The organism is Janthinobacterium woesei (assembly GCF_051380875.1).
In the GTDB taxonomy this organism is placed as follows: Bacteria; Pseudomonadota; Gammaproteobacteria; order Burkholderiales; family Burkholderiaceae_D; genus Janthinobacterium.
Genome location: NZ_JBNYXW010000007.1, coordinates 149,810 through 166,057, shown reverse-complemented (window position 1 = coordinate 166,057; position 16,248 = coordinate 149,810). Strand labels below are relative to the sequence as shown.

12 protein-coding genes and 3 pseudogenes are annotated in these 16,248 nt (G+C 56.4%); 4 read left to right on the top strand and 11 right to left on the bottom strand.

Going from position 1 to position 16,248, the window contains the following annotated elements; all coding sequences use genetic code 11:
* The first annotated feature begins 17 nt into the window (after positions 1–17).
* From rfbD to tnpC, 4 genes and pseudogenes are all read left to right on the top strand, one after another.
* Positions 18–890 (top strand): dTDP-4-dehydrorhamnose reductase, encoded by an 873-nt coding sequence (gene rfbD, locus ACQ4W6_RS09710; protein WP_436566979.1) that lies wholly within the window; start codon positions 18–20, stop codon positions 888–890.
* 395 nt (positions 891–1,285) lie between these two features.
* Positions 1,286–3,226, top strand: a complete 1,941-nt coding sequence (locus ACQ4W6_RS09705) for a polysaccharide biosynthesis protein (RefSeq protein ID WP_436566978.1) — start codon at positions 1,286–1,288, stop codon at positions 3,224–3,226.
* 181 nt (positions 3,227–3,407) lie between these two features.
* A pseudogene (locus tag ACQ4W6_RS09700) lies at positions 3,408–3,563 on the top strand (hypothetical protein); the annotation flags it as partial.
* An 81-nt stretch (positions 3,564–3,644) separates the two neighbouring features.
* Positions 3,645–4,750: pseudogene (gene tnpC, locus ACQ4W6_RS09695) on the top strand (IS66 family transposase); the annotation flags it as partial.
* Between the two features lie 216 nt (positions 4,751–4,966).
* Here tnpC and ACQ4W6_RS09690 read toward each other — a convergent pair.
* The 11 genes and pseudogenes from ACQ4W6_RS09690 to ACQ4W6_RS09640 all read right to left on the bottom strand — a co-directional run bounded on the left by ACQ4W6_RS09690 (position 4,967) and on the right by ACQ4W6_RS09640 (position 16,207).
* On the bottom strand, positions 4,967–5,527 hold the full coding sequence (locus ACQ4W6_RS09690) for a sugar transferase (protein ID WP_436566977.1): 561 nt from the start codon (positions 5,525–5,527) through the stop codon (positions 4,967–4,969).
* A 177-nt stretch (positions 5,528–5,704) separates the two neighbouring features.
* Positions 5,705–6,661 carry an NAD-dependent epimerase/dehydratase family protein gene (locus tag ACQ4W6_RS09685; RefSeq protein ID WP_436566976.1) on the bottom strand — a complete coding sequence of 319 codons (957 nt, stop codon included), beginning with the start codon at positions 6,659–6,661 and terminating at the stop codon, positions 5,705–5,707.
* 2 nt (positions 6,662–6,663) lie between these two features.
* Positions 6,664–7,836 (bottom strand): glycosyltransferase, encoded by a 1,173-nt coding sequence (locus ACQ4W6_RS09680; RefSeq protein WP_436566975.1) that lies wholly within the window; start codon positions 7,834–7,836, stop codon positions 6,664–6,666.
* A complete protein-coding gene (locus ACQ4W6_RS09675; RefSeq protein WP_436566974.1) occupies positions 7,833–8,987 on the bottom strand; it encodes a glycosyltransferase family 4 protein in 1,155 nt (384 codons plus the stop codon). Before ACQ4W6_RS09675 ends, ACQ4W6_RS09680 begins: the two co-directional genes overlap by 4 nt.
* A gap of 176 nt (positions 8,988–9,163) precedes the next feature.
* Positions 9,164–10,243, bottom strand: a complete 1,080-nt coding sequence (locus tag ACQ4W6_RS09670; protein ID WP_436566973.1) for a glycosyltransferase family 4 protein — start codon at positions 10,241–10,243, stop codon at positions 9,164–9,166.
* Complete coding sequence (wzy, locus tag ACQ4W6_RS09665) at positions 10,240–11,583, bottom strand: O-antigen polysaccharide polymerase Wzy (RefSeq protein ID WP_436566972.1); 1,344 nt, start codon at positions 11,581–11,583, stop codon at positions 10,240–10,242. The genes ACQ4W6_RS09670 and wzy overlap by 4 nt, the downstream gene beginning before the upstream one ends.
* A complete protein-coding gene (locus ACQ4W6_RS09660) occupies positions 11,576–12,835 on the bottom strand; it encodes a polysaccharide biosynthesis protein (protein WP_436566971.1) in 1,260 nt (419 codons plus the stop codon). Before ACQ4W6_RS09660 ends, wzy begins: the two co-directional genes overlap by 8 nt.
* Before the next feature lie 52 nt (positions 12,836–12,887).
* Positions 12,888–13,766 carry a GDP-mannose 4,6-dehydratase gene (locus ACQ4W6_RS09655; RefSeq protein ID WP_436566970.1) on the bottom strand — a complete coding sequence of 293 codons (879 nt, stop codon included), beginning with the start codon at positions 13,764–13,766 and terminating at the stop codon, positions 12,888–12,890.
* Positions 13,763–14,803 (bottom strand): GDP-mannose 4,6-dehydratase, encoded by a 1,041-nt coding sequence (gene gmd, locus ACQ4W6_RS09650; protein ID WP_436566969.1) that lies wholly within the window; start codon positions 14,801–14,803, stop codon positions 13,763–13,765. The genes ACQ4W6_RS09655 and gmd overlap by 4 nt, the downstream gene beginning before the upstream one ends.
* Positions 14,804–14,826: 23 nt before the next feature.
* Positions 14,827–14,952 (bottom strand): annotated as a pseudogene (locus ACQ4W6_RS09645) (hypothetical protein); the annotation flags it as partial.
* A gap of 34 nt (positions 14,953–14,986) precedes the next feature.
* Positions 14,987–16,207 carry a GumC family protein gene (locus tag ACQ4W6_RS09640; protein ID WP_436566968.1) on the bottom strand — a complete coding sequence of 407 codons (1,221 nt, stop codon included), beginning with the start codon at positions 16,205–16,207 and terminating at the stop codon, positions 14,987–14,989.
* Between the last annotated feature and the right edge of the window lie 41 nt (positions 16,208–16,248).

The following is a 16,248-nucleotide window of genomic DNA, read 5'->3' as shown; positions in this document are numbered from 1 at the left end:
ATTACCGAGATTACTTCATGACACGTATCTTAATTACTGGAAAAACCGGCCAGGTTGGCTACGAGCTCGAGCGCAGCTTGCAAGGCCTGGGCGAGATCATCGCCGTCGACCGCAGCCAGATGGATTTGGCTGACCTGGACCAGGTGCGTGACGTGATCCGCCGCATCAAACCGACACTGATCGTCAATCCGGCCGCTTACACGGCCGTCGACAAGGCTGAGAGCGAAGTCGGGCTCGCGATGCGCATCAATGGCGAAGCACCTGGCGTGATGGCAGAGGAAGCCAGCAAGCTGGGCGCTGCCATGATTCACTACAGCACCGATTACGTGTTTGACGGCACGAAAGAAACGCCGTATACCGAAGATGATCCTACCTGTCCCGTCAACGTCTATGGCCGCAGCAAGCTGGCCGGTGAACAGGCGATCGCGGCCACCGGTATTGCCCACCTGATTCTGCGCACTAGCTGGGTCTATAGCATGCATGGAAAGAATTTTCTGCTCACGATGTTACGCCTAGCGCAAGAGCGCGATACGCTGAGCATCGTTTCCGACCAGCATGGCGCGCCGACATGGAGCCGTACCATTGCCGACACCACTGCCCACATCATCGCGCAAAGCCTGGCAGCGCAGGATTCCTATGCATGGCTGCAACAACGCGCTGGCATTTACAATCTGAGCGCCCAAGGGCAGACGACCTGGTTCGGTTTCACCGAGGCAATCATGGCGCATGCGTCTGTCAAGAAAAAACCACAGTTGAAAGCAATCCTGGCGCAAGACTATCCCGTACCGGCCAAGCGCCCGGTCAACTCGGTGCTGTCGTCGCAACACTTGATGGATACTTTTTGCAATTTGCCGCACTGGACAGAGGCGCTACGACTATGCCAGGGTTAAGTTCGTTTCGTTATACATGAATCAGCCGATTTCACCCTGCAGCGCGTGTCATGTTTCGGCTGCAGCGGGAAATTGATTCAAACTGCACCGAACCGTTTTGACTGTATTGCCCATGCGTATCAAGCAGATAGTGCGCCAGACACTAGCCATGCGCAACGCCAGCACACCGTTCGATACGATTGTTCATTGCCGCAACAATCGATTATCATGATAGAACGAAAAAGTGGTTATATTTCAATAGTCCCGCATAAATGACGGGAAATCAAAGTGGTGCGCATTGGAAATTATTTCCCAAAAAAGCTCACAAAAACACATTTTCCGATTTGTCTCGGACAAGCGAACGTCATGCCACATTTATGATTGTTCATCGCTTCACTTTATGCTTGAATTAATTGATGAAAACAAAATTCCTGAATCTCTCGCGATTCCACAAACAGGTAGTCGCAGCGGCGACCGATGCTGTTTGCATCCCGTTGACTTTTATTGTGGCCATTGCGCTACATCTCAACACGGTGGATCTTGCTTCCATTGCTGCCTATGCGGTGTTAATAGTTGCAGCACCCATTATTTCGATCCCGATCTTCATCCGGATGGGCTTGTACCGTGCCGTTGTCAGGTATATCGACCACCAGATTGTCCTGACGGTCACGACCGGGGCGATCCTGTCGGTGATTGCCGTGGCATTACTGAGCCTGGCACTGCCCAACCTCCATTTTTACGTGACTCCGTACCTGATCTTTGCCGCCCTGCTGATCATTTATCTGTTGGTCAGCCGCTTCACGGCACGCGGGTTTTTCCTTGGCGACCGCCGCGGACCACAGCGCATGCGCGTGGCCATCTACGGTGCGGGCGGGGCCGGCATCCAGCTGGCCAATGCCCTGCGCCTGAGTTCCGAGTACCATCCAGTCATCTTCTTGGATGACAACGTCCAATTGCATGGTGCCAGCATTGCCGGGATCAAGGTATCGTGCCCGACCCACCTCGAAGCCATCCTGGAAAAATACAACATCGGCTCAATACTGCTGGCCATGCCTGGGCTTAACCATGCCGAGCAGCGCGCGATCATCGACCGCCTCACGCCTCTGAAGATCAAGATCAAGGTCACGCCACCCATTCAGAACCTGGTCAATGGTTCGTTGCGCGTGGAAGACGTGCGCGAAATAGAAATTGAAGATCTGCTCAGCCGCGATCCGGTGGCCCCCAACAGTACCTTGCTGTCGATCTGCATTACCGGCAAATCGGTGGCGGTGAGCGGCGCGGGCGGCTCCATTGGTTCCGAACTGTGCCGCCAGATCGTCATGCTGGCGCCAAGCCGCCTGGTACTCATTGAACTGTCCGAATACGGCTTGTATGCCATCGACCAGGAACTGCGGGCGCTGGCCCTGGCCCACAGCATCGATCTTGAGCTGATTCCATTCCTGGGATCGGTGCTCGACACGAAGAAGTGCGAGAATATTTTCAAGCAGTTCAATGTGGAAACCGTGTATCACGCGGCAGCCTACAAGCATGTGCCGCTGGTGGAACAAAACCCGATCGAGGGCATCCGCAATAATGCCTTTGGCACGCTCAGTCTTGCACGCGCCGCAGTGGGCGCGAAAGTAAAACGCTTTGTCCTGATTTCCACCGACAAGGCAGTGCGGCCAACCAACGTGATGGGTTCCACCAAGCGCCTGGCCGAGTTGATCTTGCAGGCATTCTCGCGCCAGCATACGCAGATGCGCTTTTGCATGGTGCGGTTTGGCAATGTGCTGGGTTCATCCGGTTCGGTCGTGCCCTTGTTCCGGCGCCAGATTGCAGCAGGTGGCCCGGTCACGCTGACCCATCCGGAAATCACGCGCTATTTCATGACCATTCCCGAAGCGGCGCAGCTAGTGTTGCAGGCCGGCGCCATGGGCCGTGGCGGCGACGTGTTCGTTCTGGATATGGGCGAGCCAGTCAAAATTGCCGACTTGGCCAGGAAAATGATTTACTTGAGCGGGCATGAGGTACGCGGCGACGCGACCCAGGGTGGCATTGAAATTCGCTATGTTGGCTTGCGGCCGGGCGAGAAGCTGTATGAAGAATTGCTCATCGGTGACAATGTCACCGGCACCGACCACCCGCTCATCATGCGTGCCCAAGAAGCGGAGATTGCCTGGCCCGTCCTTGAACAAATGCTCAAGCAACTCGACCAGACATGCGAGCTGGGGGACCACGAAGCCATCCGCGATCAGTTGCGAAAAATCGTTCCCGAGTTCACACCGTCGTCGGATATCGATGACCACCTGTGGAAGATGTTGCTTGCGACCGTGCCAGTCAGCCTGATCCCGCCGTCGGATACCGAAATAACTGCCTGACCACTACTGCTTCCAGCGCTGCCGGCCATAATTGCGTCGGCAGCGTTACCAGCCGTCGGTCACACCGCTTCCGGTAGCACATTGAGGGTAAGCGTAAAGCCAGCGACGTCTGTACGGCCTATGTCTCTGCCGGCATGATTTGAGGTTGAGACACAAATCGATTGTGTCCACAAACTCGATTATGGACACAATAATTCAACCAGTCGTAAGGCCCTCAAAACGTGGCAGCTATCAGGCTACACCGACAAATTCAAGCGCACGGTGGTGGCATATTCGCTGCCCGAACGCGTCCGTTTCGCGCATTGCACGGGAGCACAACATCAACGCCAACCAAGTGTTTGGCTGGCGCAAGCGCTTCGGCGGCGGTGAGCTGGTGCCTGCTCCGACGCATTGCACGCTGCTGCCGGTCACGCTGGCGACTCTGGAACGGCCGACGCCAGTGCCCGCCAGCTTCCGCGTGATTCACCACGTACGCCAGAAACTGGCGTGCAAGTGCTGCGACGTCCCGGCGCCCGCACCGAGCCGGCCCATTGCGCGCGGCATCGCCGGACCCGGCCTGCTTGCACATATCCTGGTGGCCAAATTCGCCGATCATCTACCCTAGTACCGCCAATCGGTGATCTATGCCCGCGAAGGCGTCGAACTGGAACGCGCGCTGCTGCGCCCGCTGGTGGATGTGATCCGTCGTCACGTGCTGGCCAGCGCCAAGCTGCACGCCGACGACACCCCGATTCCCGTGCTGGCACCGGGTAACGGCAAGACCAGGACGGCGCGACTATGGACTTACGTACGCGACGACAGCGCCTCCGGCGACAGCACGCCGGCGGCCGTCTGGTTCGCCTACACGCCGGACCGCAAGGGCATCCATCCGCAAACCCATCTGGCCAACTTCCAAGGTGTGCTGCAGGCCGATGCCTATGCCGGCTTCAACGCGCTGTACGTCGATGGCACGATCCAGGAGGCGGCATGCTGGGCGCATGCGCGCCGCAAATTCTACGACTTGCACGCGGTCCGACCGTCGGCCATCACCACCGAGGCGCTGCGCCGGATTGCCGAACTGTATGTGATCGAAGCCGAGATACGTGGCAAACCTCCGCACGAACGGCAATTGGTGCGCCAGCAGCGGGCGCGGGCGCTATTCGACGACTTCGACCGCTGGCTGCGCACGACGCTCGAAAAACTCTCGCGCAAATCGGACACGGCGACAACGATCCAGTACGCGCTAAACCTGTGGCCCGCGCTGCTGCGCTACTGCGACGACGGCATCACCGAGATCGACAACTCGGCCGCCGAACGGGCGCTGCGTGGTGTCGCCATCGGCCGCCGCAACTACCTGTTCGCCGGCGCCGACAGCGGTGGCGAACGCGCTGCCGCCATCTACTCGCTGATTGGCACGGCTAAACTCAACGGTGTTGACCCCGAGGCCTGCTGCGCCATGTCCTGGCCAATATCGCCGATCATCCGGTCAACCGGGTCGATGACTTCCTGCCCTGGAACTGCGCCGCGCAGTTCGCCTCGATCTGAAAAACACGCCGCTACCCAGCGATATGATGCCATCATCTAGTAAATTCGACGCAGGGCTCAAGACGGCACTGGCTTTACGCTTACCATCGAGGCACAGCACAGCGCACCACCCAACTCAACTTCCAGCCCTCGTCGCCTCACAAACACAGGCACCAACGACAATGCAGCCGGATTCTCTCGAACCGGCCGCGTCATGGCAACACTTGCCTGCTGAGCTTAATGGGTGATGCCATCCCGGCGCACCACTTTCAATGCCGTCAGCGCGATGATCTTGATATCGAAGACAAGCGACTGGCGCTGCAGGTAATCGAGGTCGAGCTTGACCTTTTCGGGGATTGGCAGCTCATCGCGGCCGTTGATCTGGGCCCAGCCTGTCAGGCCCGGGCGGATGTTATGCACGCCTTTTTCGGTACGCAGGTCGATCAGGTTTTGCTGGTTGAACAGCGCCGGCCGTGGGCCAACGATGCTCATGTCGCCACGCAAGATACACCACAGCTGCGGAATCTCATCGAGGCTGGACTTGCGCAGGAAGCCACCAATCGGCGTCAGGAACTGATCCGGATTGGTCAGCAAATGCGTTGCCACGACCGGGGTATCGATCCGCATGGTGCGCAGCTTGGGCATGGAGAACAGGTGATTGTAGCGGCCAACCCGGTTCGACCAGTACAAGGCCGGTCCTTTTGACGTCAGTTTGACCAGCACGACCAACAACAGGAGGGGGATGGAAAATACGATCGCGGCCATCAGCCCCAGGGAAAAATCGAGAAAACGCTTCATCAGGTGTATTGCCTTTTCGGTGCCATGCCATTAACCATTGCCATTGCAGCGACGCAACGGCAGGTGAGTATTTTAATCTTTCTGTAGTACTTTTGATATATCCGTGAGGCCGGGAAAAATATTATTTTTTACGCAACAATTTTCCCGGCCGACGCCGCATCGGTACAAGGTTGCGCCTTAACGTTCCGTATACCAGCGCCCGGTGCGCTGCAATCCTTCGGCCAGACTCACTGGCGGTGTCCAGCCCAGTACGGTATGGGTGCGGCTGGCATCGACGGTCAGGGTGCCGCCGAGCTTGTCGAACATGGCGCGCTTGCCCGCCATGCCTGCCAACTTTGCCAGCCAGCCGGGCGGGACCGAAAACAAGGGGGCGTTCCGGCCCATGCCGCGCGCCAATCCACGCAGCAGGTCCGGCAAGGTGACGTCTTCCAGGTCGGAAATCAGGAATACATGGCCGGCCGCCTTATCGTGTACCAAGCAAGTGGCAAGAAAATCGGCGAGGTTCCAGACGCCGACGAAGCTGCGTTTGTTGCGCATCGCGGCAAAAGGCAAGGGAATACGGGTCGATAACAGTTTCAGCAGGCGCAGGAAGTTGCCTGGGCAACCGGGGCCATACACGAGCGGTGGACGCACGATCACCAGTTCCATGGCGCCGTTGGCCGCATCGGCCTGTAACGCCAGTTCCGCTTCGAGCTTGGAGACGGCATAGGGTTCGGCCGGCAACGGTGTATCGTCTTCAGTAAACGGGCGCTCATTCTGGTTGCCATTCACGCCCACCGAACTGACAAAGACAAACCGCGTCACACCGGCGCGCGCCGCGCTGCGCGCCAATTGCAGGGTGCCAGCCACATTGGTCGCACGGAATGCCGCCAGTGGATCGGCCACCTCGTCGTTCAGGATGTGCGCCCGCGCAGCCAGGTGGATGACGCCAGAACAGCCTGCCAATGCCGCATCCCAATTGGTATTGGCATCGATATTGCCGACGCCGACAAAGCGCAGGCCGTCGCTGTTCACGCTCGCACCTGCGGGTACGTTGCGCACCGCGGCGGTGACCTCGAAGCCGCGCGCCAGCAAATCCGCGCAGACCATTTTGCCAACAAAACCATTGGCGCCGGTGACCAGTATTTTCTGCATGATCACGCCAGGTGGCAAGTCTGGACGAAGCGCTGATTGATCGCGTCCCAGCTATGATTTTTTTGCACATAGTCATAGCCTGCGCTGCCGACCTGCTCTCGCAACGCGGCCGACTGGAGCAGGGAAATGACATCTTGCGCGAACTCGGCCGCACCATCGCGCACCAGAATGTCGACGCCAGCCACGCAACCGATGTCGCCCTGCCCGATCGTCGTCGCCACCACCGGCACGCCGCACGCCATCGCTTCGAGGATCTTGAATTGCATGCCCGAACCGGAGCGCATCGGCGCCACGGCAACAGCGGCGGTCTTGATGACTTCAGCGACCGATGGCACGCGGCCCATCACCTCAATGGCGGGGTCGGCCTTGCCCAGCGCGACCAGGCTCGGCTGTGGTCGATTGCCCACCACCATCACGCGCACGCCTGGTACGGCGGCCTTGATCGCGGGCCAGCAGTGTTCGGCGAACCACAACATGGCGTCCACGTTCGGTTGATAAAACATATTGCCCGTGAAAGCGATCAGCGGCGCTGTCGCTGCGGTGACAGGACGGTTGAAGCGCGTGACGTCGATACCGAGCGGCAGCACGCCGACATGGTCCGAACCGATCGCCTGCTGGTCGATGCCGGACACCACGAAACAGCGTTCCGCGCGTTGTGCAACCTGCTTCTCGTATGCCGCCACGCGGCGCGCTTCGATGCCGAGTAGCCAGCCCTTGACACCCTTTTCCATGCCGGCGCGGCGGCCGAAGTTCAAGCCCATCGAGTCGACGAGGTCGACAAACAGCCTGCCCTGATAGTCGCGCGCGTTCGGCAATACCCGGATCATGACGGCATACAGCGCCTCGGGGACGAAGCGGGCGGACACCGTCTGGTACATCTTCCGGAACTGGCGCGAACGAAAATACGCGCACTGGAACGGCATGCCCGGAAACGGGATGGCCTGCAATACCTGCAGCGCCGCGCTGTACTTGTTCCATGGCACCAGGTGCACCACGATGCCCAGCGCCTCCAGGGCCAGCGTCGCTGCGCGATCGTCGGGCAGGTCGCGGCTACCAAAACAGATCAGCTCAACCGTGTTGTTGTGGGCCAGGTGACTCAGGCGGAAATACGAAATGACTTGGTCGCCGTTCCTGTCGATTGCAGGAATACGGCCAGAAATGGCAAGAAGCTTCATTGGACTTTAGGTTGATTGAGGCAAGCCTCGTAAATGGCGAAGGTCTGGCGCGCAGTTTCTTCCCAGGTGAATTGGCGCGCGCGCGCGTAGCCTTTTTGTACCAGCGAGGCGCTCAGCGCGTCGTCCTGGAGCACCTGCAGCATGGTGGTCTTGATCTGTTCGACCGACAGCGGGTCGACGCACAACGCCGCATCTCCCGCAACTTCCGGAATCGAGGTGACGTTGGACGCGATGACCGGGCAGCCGGAGGAAAACGCCTCCAGCAGCGGAATGCCGAAGCCTTCGTACAGCGATGGGTAGACGAACAGGGCCGCATTACGGTACAACGCGACCAGTTCCTGGATATCGATAAAGCCAAGGAATTTCACGCGTTCCGTGGCGCCGGCCTCCTTGACCAGTCGTAAGGCTTCGCTCTGCTCCCAGCCGGCGTAGCCGCTGATGACCAGGTCGTGCTCGATGCCATGTTCCTTCACCAGCGCCAGGTAGGCGGTCACCAGGCGCACCGTATTCTTGCGCGGATCGTTGGCGCCGAGGGTGAAGATGTACGGACGTGGGCCGCCAGCGGCCGAGCGCGGGGCTGGTTCCGTGCTGCGCTGGTGCTGGAACACGGCGTCGCAGGACAGGAAGGTGACATGCACCCGCGCCGGGTCCAGCCCCGGGATCAGGTCAAGGATATCCTTGCGCGAAAAATCCGAAATCGTGATCACATGGTCGGCCGCGCGCGCGCAGCGCGGCGACACGAAGCGCCGGTAATGGCGGCCCCAGGCCTGGTAGCGATTGGTGGGTTTCGGCACGAATTCGCCGGTCTGGAGAAACATCACATCCATCAGCGACAGCACCATATGTACGCCAGCTGGCACGAACATCGGCGCGGTATTGCCCAGGCCATGCAGGATATCGAGCCGGTCTTCGCGCGCCGCGCGCGGCAAGGCCACTTGCTCCCACAGCGGGTACGCCGGCATTTTCAACTGGCGCACGGTGACATTCGGTCCACTCGGCAAGATGCCTTCGCTGTCCGGAATCGCAATATACAAAAAGAACTGCACGGAAGGGTACAGCTTGACCAGCGCAGCGACGACATGCAGCGAATAGTTGCCGATGCCGCGGCGCGGGTGGCGCGTGATGAAGCGCGCGTCGATACCGACTTTCATGACGACGCCTTGCTCAAGTCAGGACAAGTCCGCATATCGCGACGGAAGGGGGTATTGAATAAAAAAGTCATTATTGGATCATATAATTAAATTAGAATTTGCACGTCACTGCACAAGCAGTGCAGGCGGATCGAGAGACTATTGCGAAGATGTCGCGCGCGAATCAAAAAGCGTCTTTACGATGCTTCCAACAACACGGCACAGTAGTCTTTTCTGGCCTGGTCCGGACCGTTACGGCTATGCATGCGTGCTTTTGCTAACCCGATGATGTCGGCCACGCTTCCATCCGTCCGGACCAAATAGTTGCGGGCCGCTGCGAGTGCAGCACGCAATCCGTGCCGGTCACCCGGAGAAAAATACAGCGCATCCGGATAGTCAGGTCCGAGCAATTCACGGTGTGCCGGAATGTCGCTCACAACGCACAACAAACCAGCATGGATACCTTCTGCGACTGAATAAGAGAAGCTCTCGGAATAGGACGCGGAGAGCAAAATAGCATGCCGCGACAGCTGCTGCCACAATGCTTCGACGTGACCATGCGCCTTTAGGCTCGGAATACAGGCAGCCATTTCCTCGACTGTCTTGTGCAAGGGCCCTTCGCCGTAGAAATGCACATCCGGGCCACCAACGTCTGAACATGCAGCAAGAATATCAAGAATGCCCTTGTTTTCCGCCAAGCGTCCGACCACTGCGATGTCAGCCGGTGCCGCACCTGCGCCTTGCGAAACAGGACAGTGCTTATAAGGCGCACTATCGATCCAGTTAGGGATGGCGCTTACCGGCAATGCCGGCCAGCGATGAATATGTTGTCTCGCGACAGTCTCGGACACTGCAACAGCGCGCCGGGCAAAATGCAGTGCCCAGCCGAATAACCATTCCTTGATGTCGGCCCCCTTCGCCGTCAACTCTGTATGGCAAATGATGACCGGAGAAATACCAGTAATCAATATAACCATCGGCGCAAAATAGGCCGCGCCGCGACCGTTCAATACCAGTGCCGCTGCGTGTTGGCGAAGCGTCTTTCGATTTCGCCAAAGCCAAGCCAAAAACGCGAGCCGAATCGCAATTCCACCATTCCCGTTCAGCTCGACAAAACCGCCGCCTGCCTTAGCAATACCGCGTTGCAGTTCTGGCGAAGGAGGTGAAATGACAGTGAACCGCTGCTGTAGATGCATTAATTCGGCAAGCCTAATTTGATACACCTCCGCTCCCCCAAATACCTGGGGGGGGCTGAATAAATAAACACGGTCCTTCATAATAATTGCTTTCGTCTGCGCCACAATACACAAACCCCCGCCAGAAACAGTGTCGGTAGTGCGTACCGCATCAGATTGTGGACAGGGTCCTGCAGCATCGTACGGGGATAATAAACGACTCCACAAACGACCCAGAACATTAAGGCACCAGTAACGCCGTGTGTGAATCGCTTGGCTTTCGTTAGAATCCATCCGATGAAAAGGCTGCCAATAAAAACACCTGCCCAGCCCCCTAGCATGAATAACTCCGCCAAGTAGCTACTACCCGTACCAAAACCCAATGCATAGGCCTCCGGCATGACCATCATCGAGATGTCGTTAGCGACAAACCAGCCTTTCGGCACTTCAGGCTGAGAATAAAATGGCGCAGCAAACTGGTGAAAAAAATAATTCCAAGGATCTTGTGCAAAATATGACGGGTTATCCAGAACCACTAGGCTGACGCCGGCAGAAACACCCTGCTGCGCAAGGAAACCCGTCACCAATGATCCTGCCACCGTACTTTCACTTTTCTGTTCACGTGTTATTTCCACAGTGATTGCTATACTAATAATGACAAGAAGTAGTACCGTGAGACCACGCAATGAGAATTTACCGCCAAAACGCAGCTTATAGAAAAGGAAAAATATCAGCGCCGTAACGAAAAATTTCCCACGCAGCCCCACCAGCAGTTCGCTTGCGAAAACAAACAGAAAAAATATCAGTGCATTACGCGATCTTTTCTGGTTCGTTTCATGAAAGAAGTAGAGTGTAAATGTCACCAAGCATAACAGTGCGCCAACGCGTGGCAACATTCCCACGCCTTCCAAATGCTCGGATCCCTGGTAAATGGCGAGATAGCCGCCGTTCGCCATGATGTAATTGAAGTACCAGATATTTTTATATAGCAGTAAAGGTAACAGGCAAATGAACATCACCCGATAAATCCTTGCCTCGCGCTGTGAGTCCGGTAGCGCAGGCGCTTCTTCGTGCATCAATAACGAGCCAATATGGACGCACAAAAAAGATGTCAAAACAAGCATGACATAGGTCATGACTTTGTCCGAGCTGATTTCAAAAATATCACCGTAACCGATGAGTGCAAGTTGCGAATCATCGCCAAACAAAATCGGGAATGCGCGTCCGCAAAGAAACGTCAATCCCAGCACTAGGAAAATAAATGAGGCACTGCGGCCACCGCCATGGGCATGCCAGTTGGCGCCCAAAATAAGAATGCCGCCGACACTTAGCACCACTGATGCGTAATCCGACGTTCCATGTCCAACTTGGAAACCAAATGCAGCAGCGGCTATTCCGAATGCCAAAGCGCACACAATTATAATTTTTGGTGAATCAAGCATGGAGATTTTCCCCGCCAAGTTCTTTTCGACGGAATTCCCAAGCATGCTGTGCTGCGCAAAAGGCTTCAACCAGGAAGAGCCCAATAGCAATACCAATCCCACCCCACAACCAGATGGCGCCAGGAAGCACGAACAGCGCCACCAGCGCATTGCGCCGGGACATTCGCCACAGCACTGCTACCTTATGCGACGCGATCAGGATCGAAGCGTGAAAGCCATTTGAGATTTGCAGTGCCAGGATCAATGCCTGCGCAGCCAGCAAACCATGATCGGTTTCTGGAAGCGCAAAAAATTGCGCCACCAGCGGGCTTGCGGCTGCCAAGACGATGGCGCTGACGACCGCCACCGAATATGCAAGCTGGCGATAACGAACAATTTTCGCCTGCAAGGCAGCCGGATTGGATTGGTGCTCAGACAGCGTCGAAATGCTCGAACTGGCAATAGTTGAAAAAAACATCAGCGGGGCACTGGCCAGCCGCTGATATAACAGATATTGGGTTAGCAATGCGCCACTCGCTACGAGAGATACAGCAAATGCATCGAGGCGATTGTAAGCAATGCCAACCAATGCGACGTTGCCGAGCGGCGCGATGTGGGCAAGTACAGACCAGCTTGTGCCAGGCAGTGCTGATGCAGCCGGGGCGTCCGCCAGCACATCGAACGGCTCGTCTTGAAACCGCCTGGCCATGACGGCACATGCGACCAGAGCCAACGCTTCAAAACAGAAGGTGGACAGGAACAGCAATGAGGACACGCCACGATAGGCAAACCATAACAGGGCAGCTTGCATCACTGCAGCAAACGCCAGGGGCAACACCAATGCAGCCATACCGCCTGCACGTCCAGTCTGCAAATGCGCCTGGAAGTAGCCAAAGCCCATCAGGCAGCTGAACTGCAAGCTGGCGACCAGCGGCAAAGCCAGCGAAGTGCCTTTCAGCACGCTTAACGTGCCGATAGTCAGGGAGGCTACCAATTGCCCAGCTACGGTAGCAAACAAGCGCACCCGGCCCTTACCGCGTGCGAATGCGTATCCGGCATCGTTTGGCTTCTGGTGCGAGCGCGCCAGTACGCTATTTTCAAGACCATAGTCGAAGATCATGCGCAGCACTTCGACTATGGCAATCGCCAGCAAAAAGCCCGTCGCGTCGGAGCCGAGAAGCCGTGCCACCAGCAACAGGGAGACGTAGCGTCCACCAAAAAAAAGCAGACGAGCCACCGTCGTCGAAAAAATAGGCAAGCGGTGCAGCATCATTTATTGACCGTCAAATTCGATGTGAAGCCCGTTGCAACTGCATCGAGGCAGGTCATGGCGCATCATCTCCTGACGATGCCGCCAACATGCCTCGCAACGTACTTTCAAGCGAAGGGTTATGAAGGGAGCATCCGGCTTGTTCGAGCAAATTGTCTAGTTTGGCTGGACTGCCGCATAAGCGGTGGACTTCGCCCTGGCGAACAAAGGCCGGATTGACGCGCACCTCGATTTTATGATTGGTAAGATACGACAACACATCAATAAGATGTTGTAGCGTGTAGGCATTGCCCGAGCAGATGTTATACGTTTCACCAGGCACGCCATAATCAAGCAGCTTGAGGTAGGCATCGCACACCATTGCGACATCATTGAATTCACGCTCGACGTGGAGGTTGCCCAGTTCGATCGCCGGCGCCAGCCGTGCAAAATGACTGACCAGTTTGGGCACAAGAAATTGCGGGGCCTGCCCTGCACCGGTGTAATTGAACGGTCGCGTGAACAGCAGCGACAAGCGCTGTCCATATGTCCGCGCCATATGTTCCATCGCCAGCTTGCTCATGGCGTAGTGATTGACCGGAGCAGGCGGCTGGCTTTCGGTAATCGGCGATGCCTCGCAATTGCCATACACATTTGCGCTACTGGCCAACAGGACCCGCCGTGGTGCCACTGGCAGTGCCAGCAAGGCCTCTAGCAAGTTCATGGTGCCCAGGACATTCACGCCGTAAAAAGCCTTATCGTCCGCATGGCCGACAAAACTAATGGCCGCCAGATGAACCACGCTGTCAGGCGCCGCTGCCAACACTTGCTGGCGCAACGCCACTTTGTCGGCCAGGTCGCAATTGAGCGCGACCACCTGATGACCCGATGCAAGGGCCATTTCGGCAAACGGTCGTCCGGTAAAACCGGACGCGCCTGTCAGCAGGATCTTCAAAACGAAAAGCCCTGCTTATTGCGAGCAAAGTCAGCGTCATACATCAGCTTGCACAACGTTTCGAGCGTCGTTTCAGGCTTCCAGCCCAGCACACGCTCGGCTTTAGCCGGATCGCCGATCAGCAGCTCCACTTCGGCCGGACGGTAGAATTTCGGATTGATACGCACAATCGTCTTGCCAGTGGCGGTATCGACAGCAAACTCATTTTCCGCCGCGCCTTGCCACGCCAAAGTGATGCCGGCGGCCTTGCAAGTCATCGTGACAAAGTCGCGTACGGTCTCGGTACGGTTAGTGGCGAGCACAAAGGTATCTGGTTCATCGACCTGCAGCATCTGGTACATGCCTTCGACATATTCCTGGGCAAAGCCCCAGTCGCGCTTGGCGTCGATATTGCCCAGTTCGAGGCAATCGAGCTGACCGAGGACGATCTTGGCAATGCTATCGGTGATTTTACGGGTAACGAATTCGCGTCCACGCAGTGGAGACTCGTGATTGAACAAGATACCGCTGGCGCCGAAGATGCCATACGATTCGCGGTAGTTGATCGTCATCCAGTGGGCATACAACTTGGCCACACCGTACGGGCTACGTGGATAAAAAGGCGTGGTTTCCAGTTGTGGAATCTCTTGCACCTTGCCGAACATTTCAGACGTCGATGCCTGGTAAAACTTGATTTTCGGATTAACGAAGCGGATAGCTTCAAGCAGGTACAACGCGCCCAAGCCGGTGATATTTGCCGTGGTGGCCGGTTGGTCGAACGATACGCCGACAAAGCTCTGCGCGGCCAGATTGTAGATTTCGTCGGGCTGGACGCGGTCGACCAGGCGCAACACGCCGCTCTGGTCCGTCAGGTCGAACTCGACCAGATGCAGATCTGGATGATTTTCCACACCGAGTTCTGCCAGACGCCAGAAATTGGTCGAACTGGTGCGTCGGAAAGTGCCATACACGGTATAGTCAAGCGCCAGCAAATGCTGGGTCAAATAGGCGCCATCCTGGCCGGTTATTCCTGTAATGAGGGCGATTTTTTTGGTCATTTTTTTGTATAGTCAGTTTAAAATTAATACGGTCTGGATCTGCCGAACTTCTCCCAGCAGCGCACGATGTCATCCTCGACGAGGTAGCTTTCGGATTCGATTTCGAACAGTTCCAACGGCAGTTTTCCTGAATTGGCGCGCCTATGCGGCGCGCCAAACGAGGTATTGCGACTCGCTCTTGGCTTACTTTGCTCGAGTCAGCATTTTGAATTGTTCCCATTGCGCTTTGCGGCCAGGATCACCAAGAATTTTTGTCCGCGTCTCCGCCATAAAGGCCCAGGCAATTGCAGCAATGAAAGCAAGTATGGTCGAAACCAAGATCAATACCGAACGTTTTGGCTTGAATTTACGCTCTGGGTCAATTGCAGGATCAAGCACTTGAATAATTGCGGTGTCTTTTGCCTCGTCAAGGCGCGCTACTTCATATTGCTTCGCCAACAATTCATATAACATTTGATAATATTTTACATCGCGCAAGATCTTGATATTTTCTAGGCCAACTTGCTTGTTCGAACCAGTCACGCCAGTCACCGCGTCACCTGCAAGAGCAGGACGGCCGTTTTCGAGCTTGGACAGCTCGGCGCGCAGGCTGATTAGCTCCTCTTGAGCACGTTTATACTCAGGATTACTGGTGGTGACGAATGCTTTCATCGCACTTATCTCAATATCCTTGGCCGAAATTTTGGCGCGCAAGCGACCGACGGTTTCAACGATGGCGCGGCTGTCAGCATCAACGCTGATCACGCCGTGCGTATCGAGGGCACCTTTTAACGCCATTTCAGCTTTTGACAGATTATCCTTCGACTGCTCGAGTTGACGTTCGAAGAACACCCGGCGCTGCGACGCTTCGGTGACAGCCAGCACCTTGGTCAATGACACCAGTTCACTGACATAGGCATTGGCCAGTTGAGCGACCAGCTTCTTGTCCTCGCCTTCGACGTCGATCGAAATCAGGCCATCTTTCCCGGCAGCGATGACGGTGTTACCCTCGAGGATAGTTCGGGTCTTTTCCATCGTCTCGACATCGTAGACCTTTTGCAAATCGAACTTTGCAATCAACTTGTCGGCAACGATACGGCTCTTGAGCATCCCGATATACAGGTCATTGGGATTTTTCAGCCCCGCCGCCCCTGCCAGGGCGCCTGCGGCGCCGCCGAGCTGCGACAGCAATGCTGAAGCGCCGGACTGCGCCTGTTGTGGAGGCAGCAACTTGGTGCTCGCTTTATATACATTCGGCAAGACAAAGCTGACTGCGGCCGAAACAATTGCCGCGATTACCGGCAACCATAGGATTATTTTTTTATATTTTACCAAAACCATCAGTATATCGAGAACACTGAACTGGCGCTCACTCGTATCCGGGTTAGGCGGTAAAGCCGTGGGTTGCATCTGATTCATACTCATGAGCCGCTTATTTTGTTAATGCCAAATAGGAAAGATTCGGT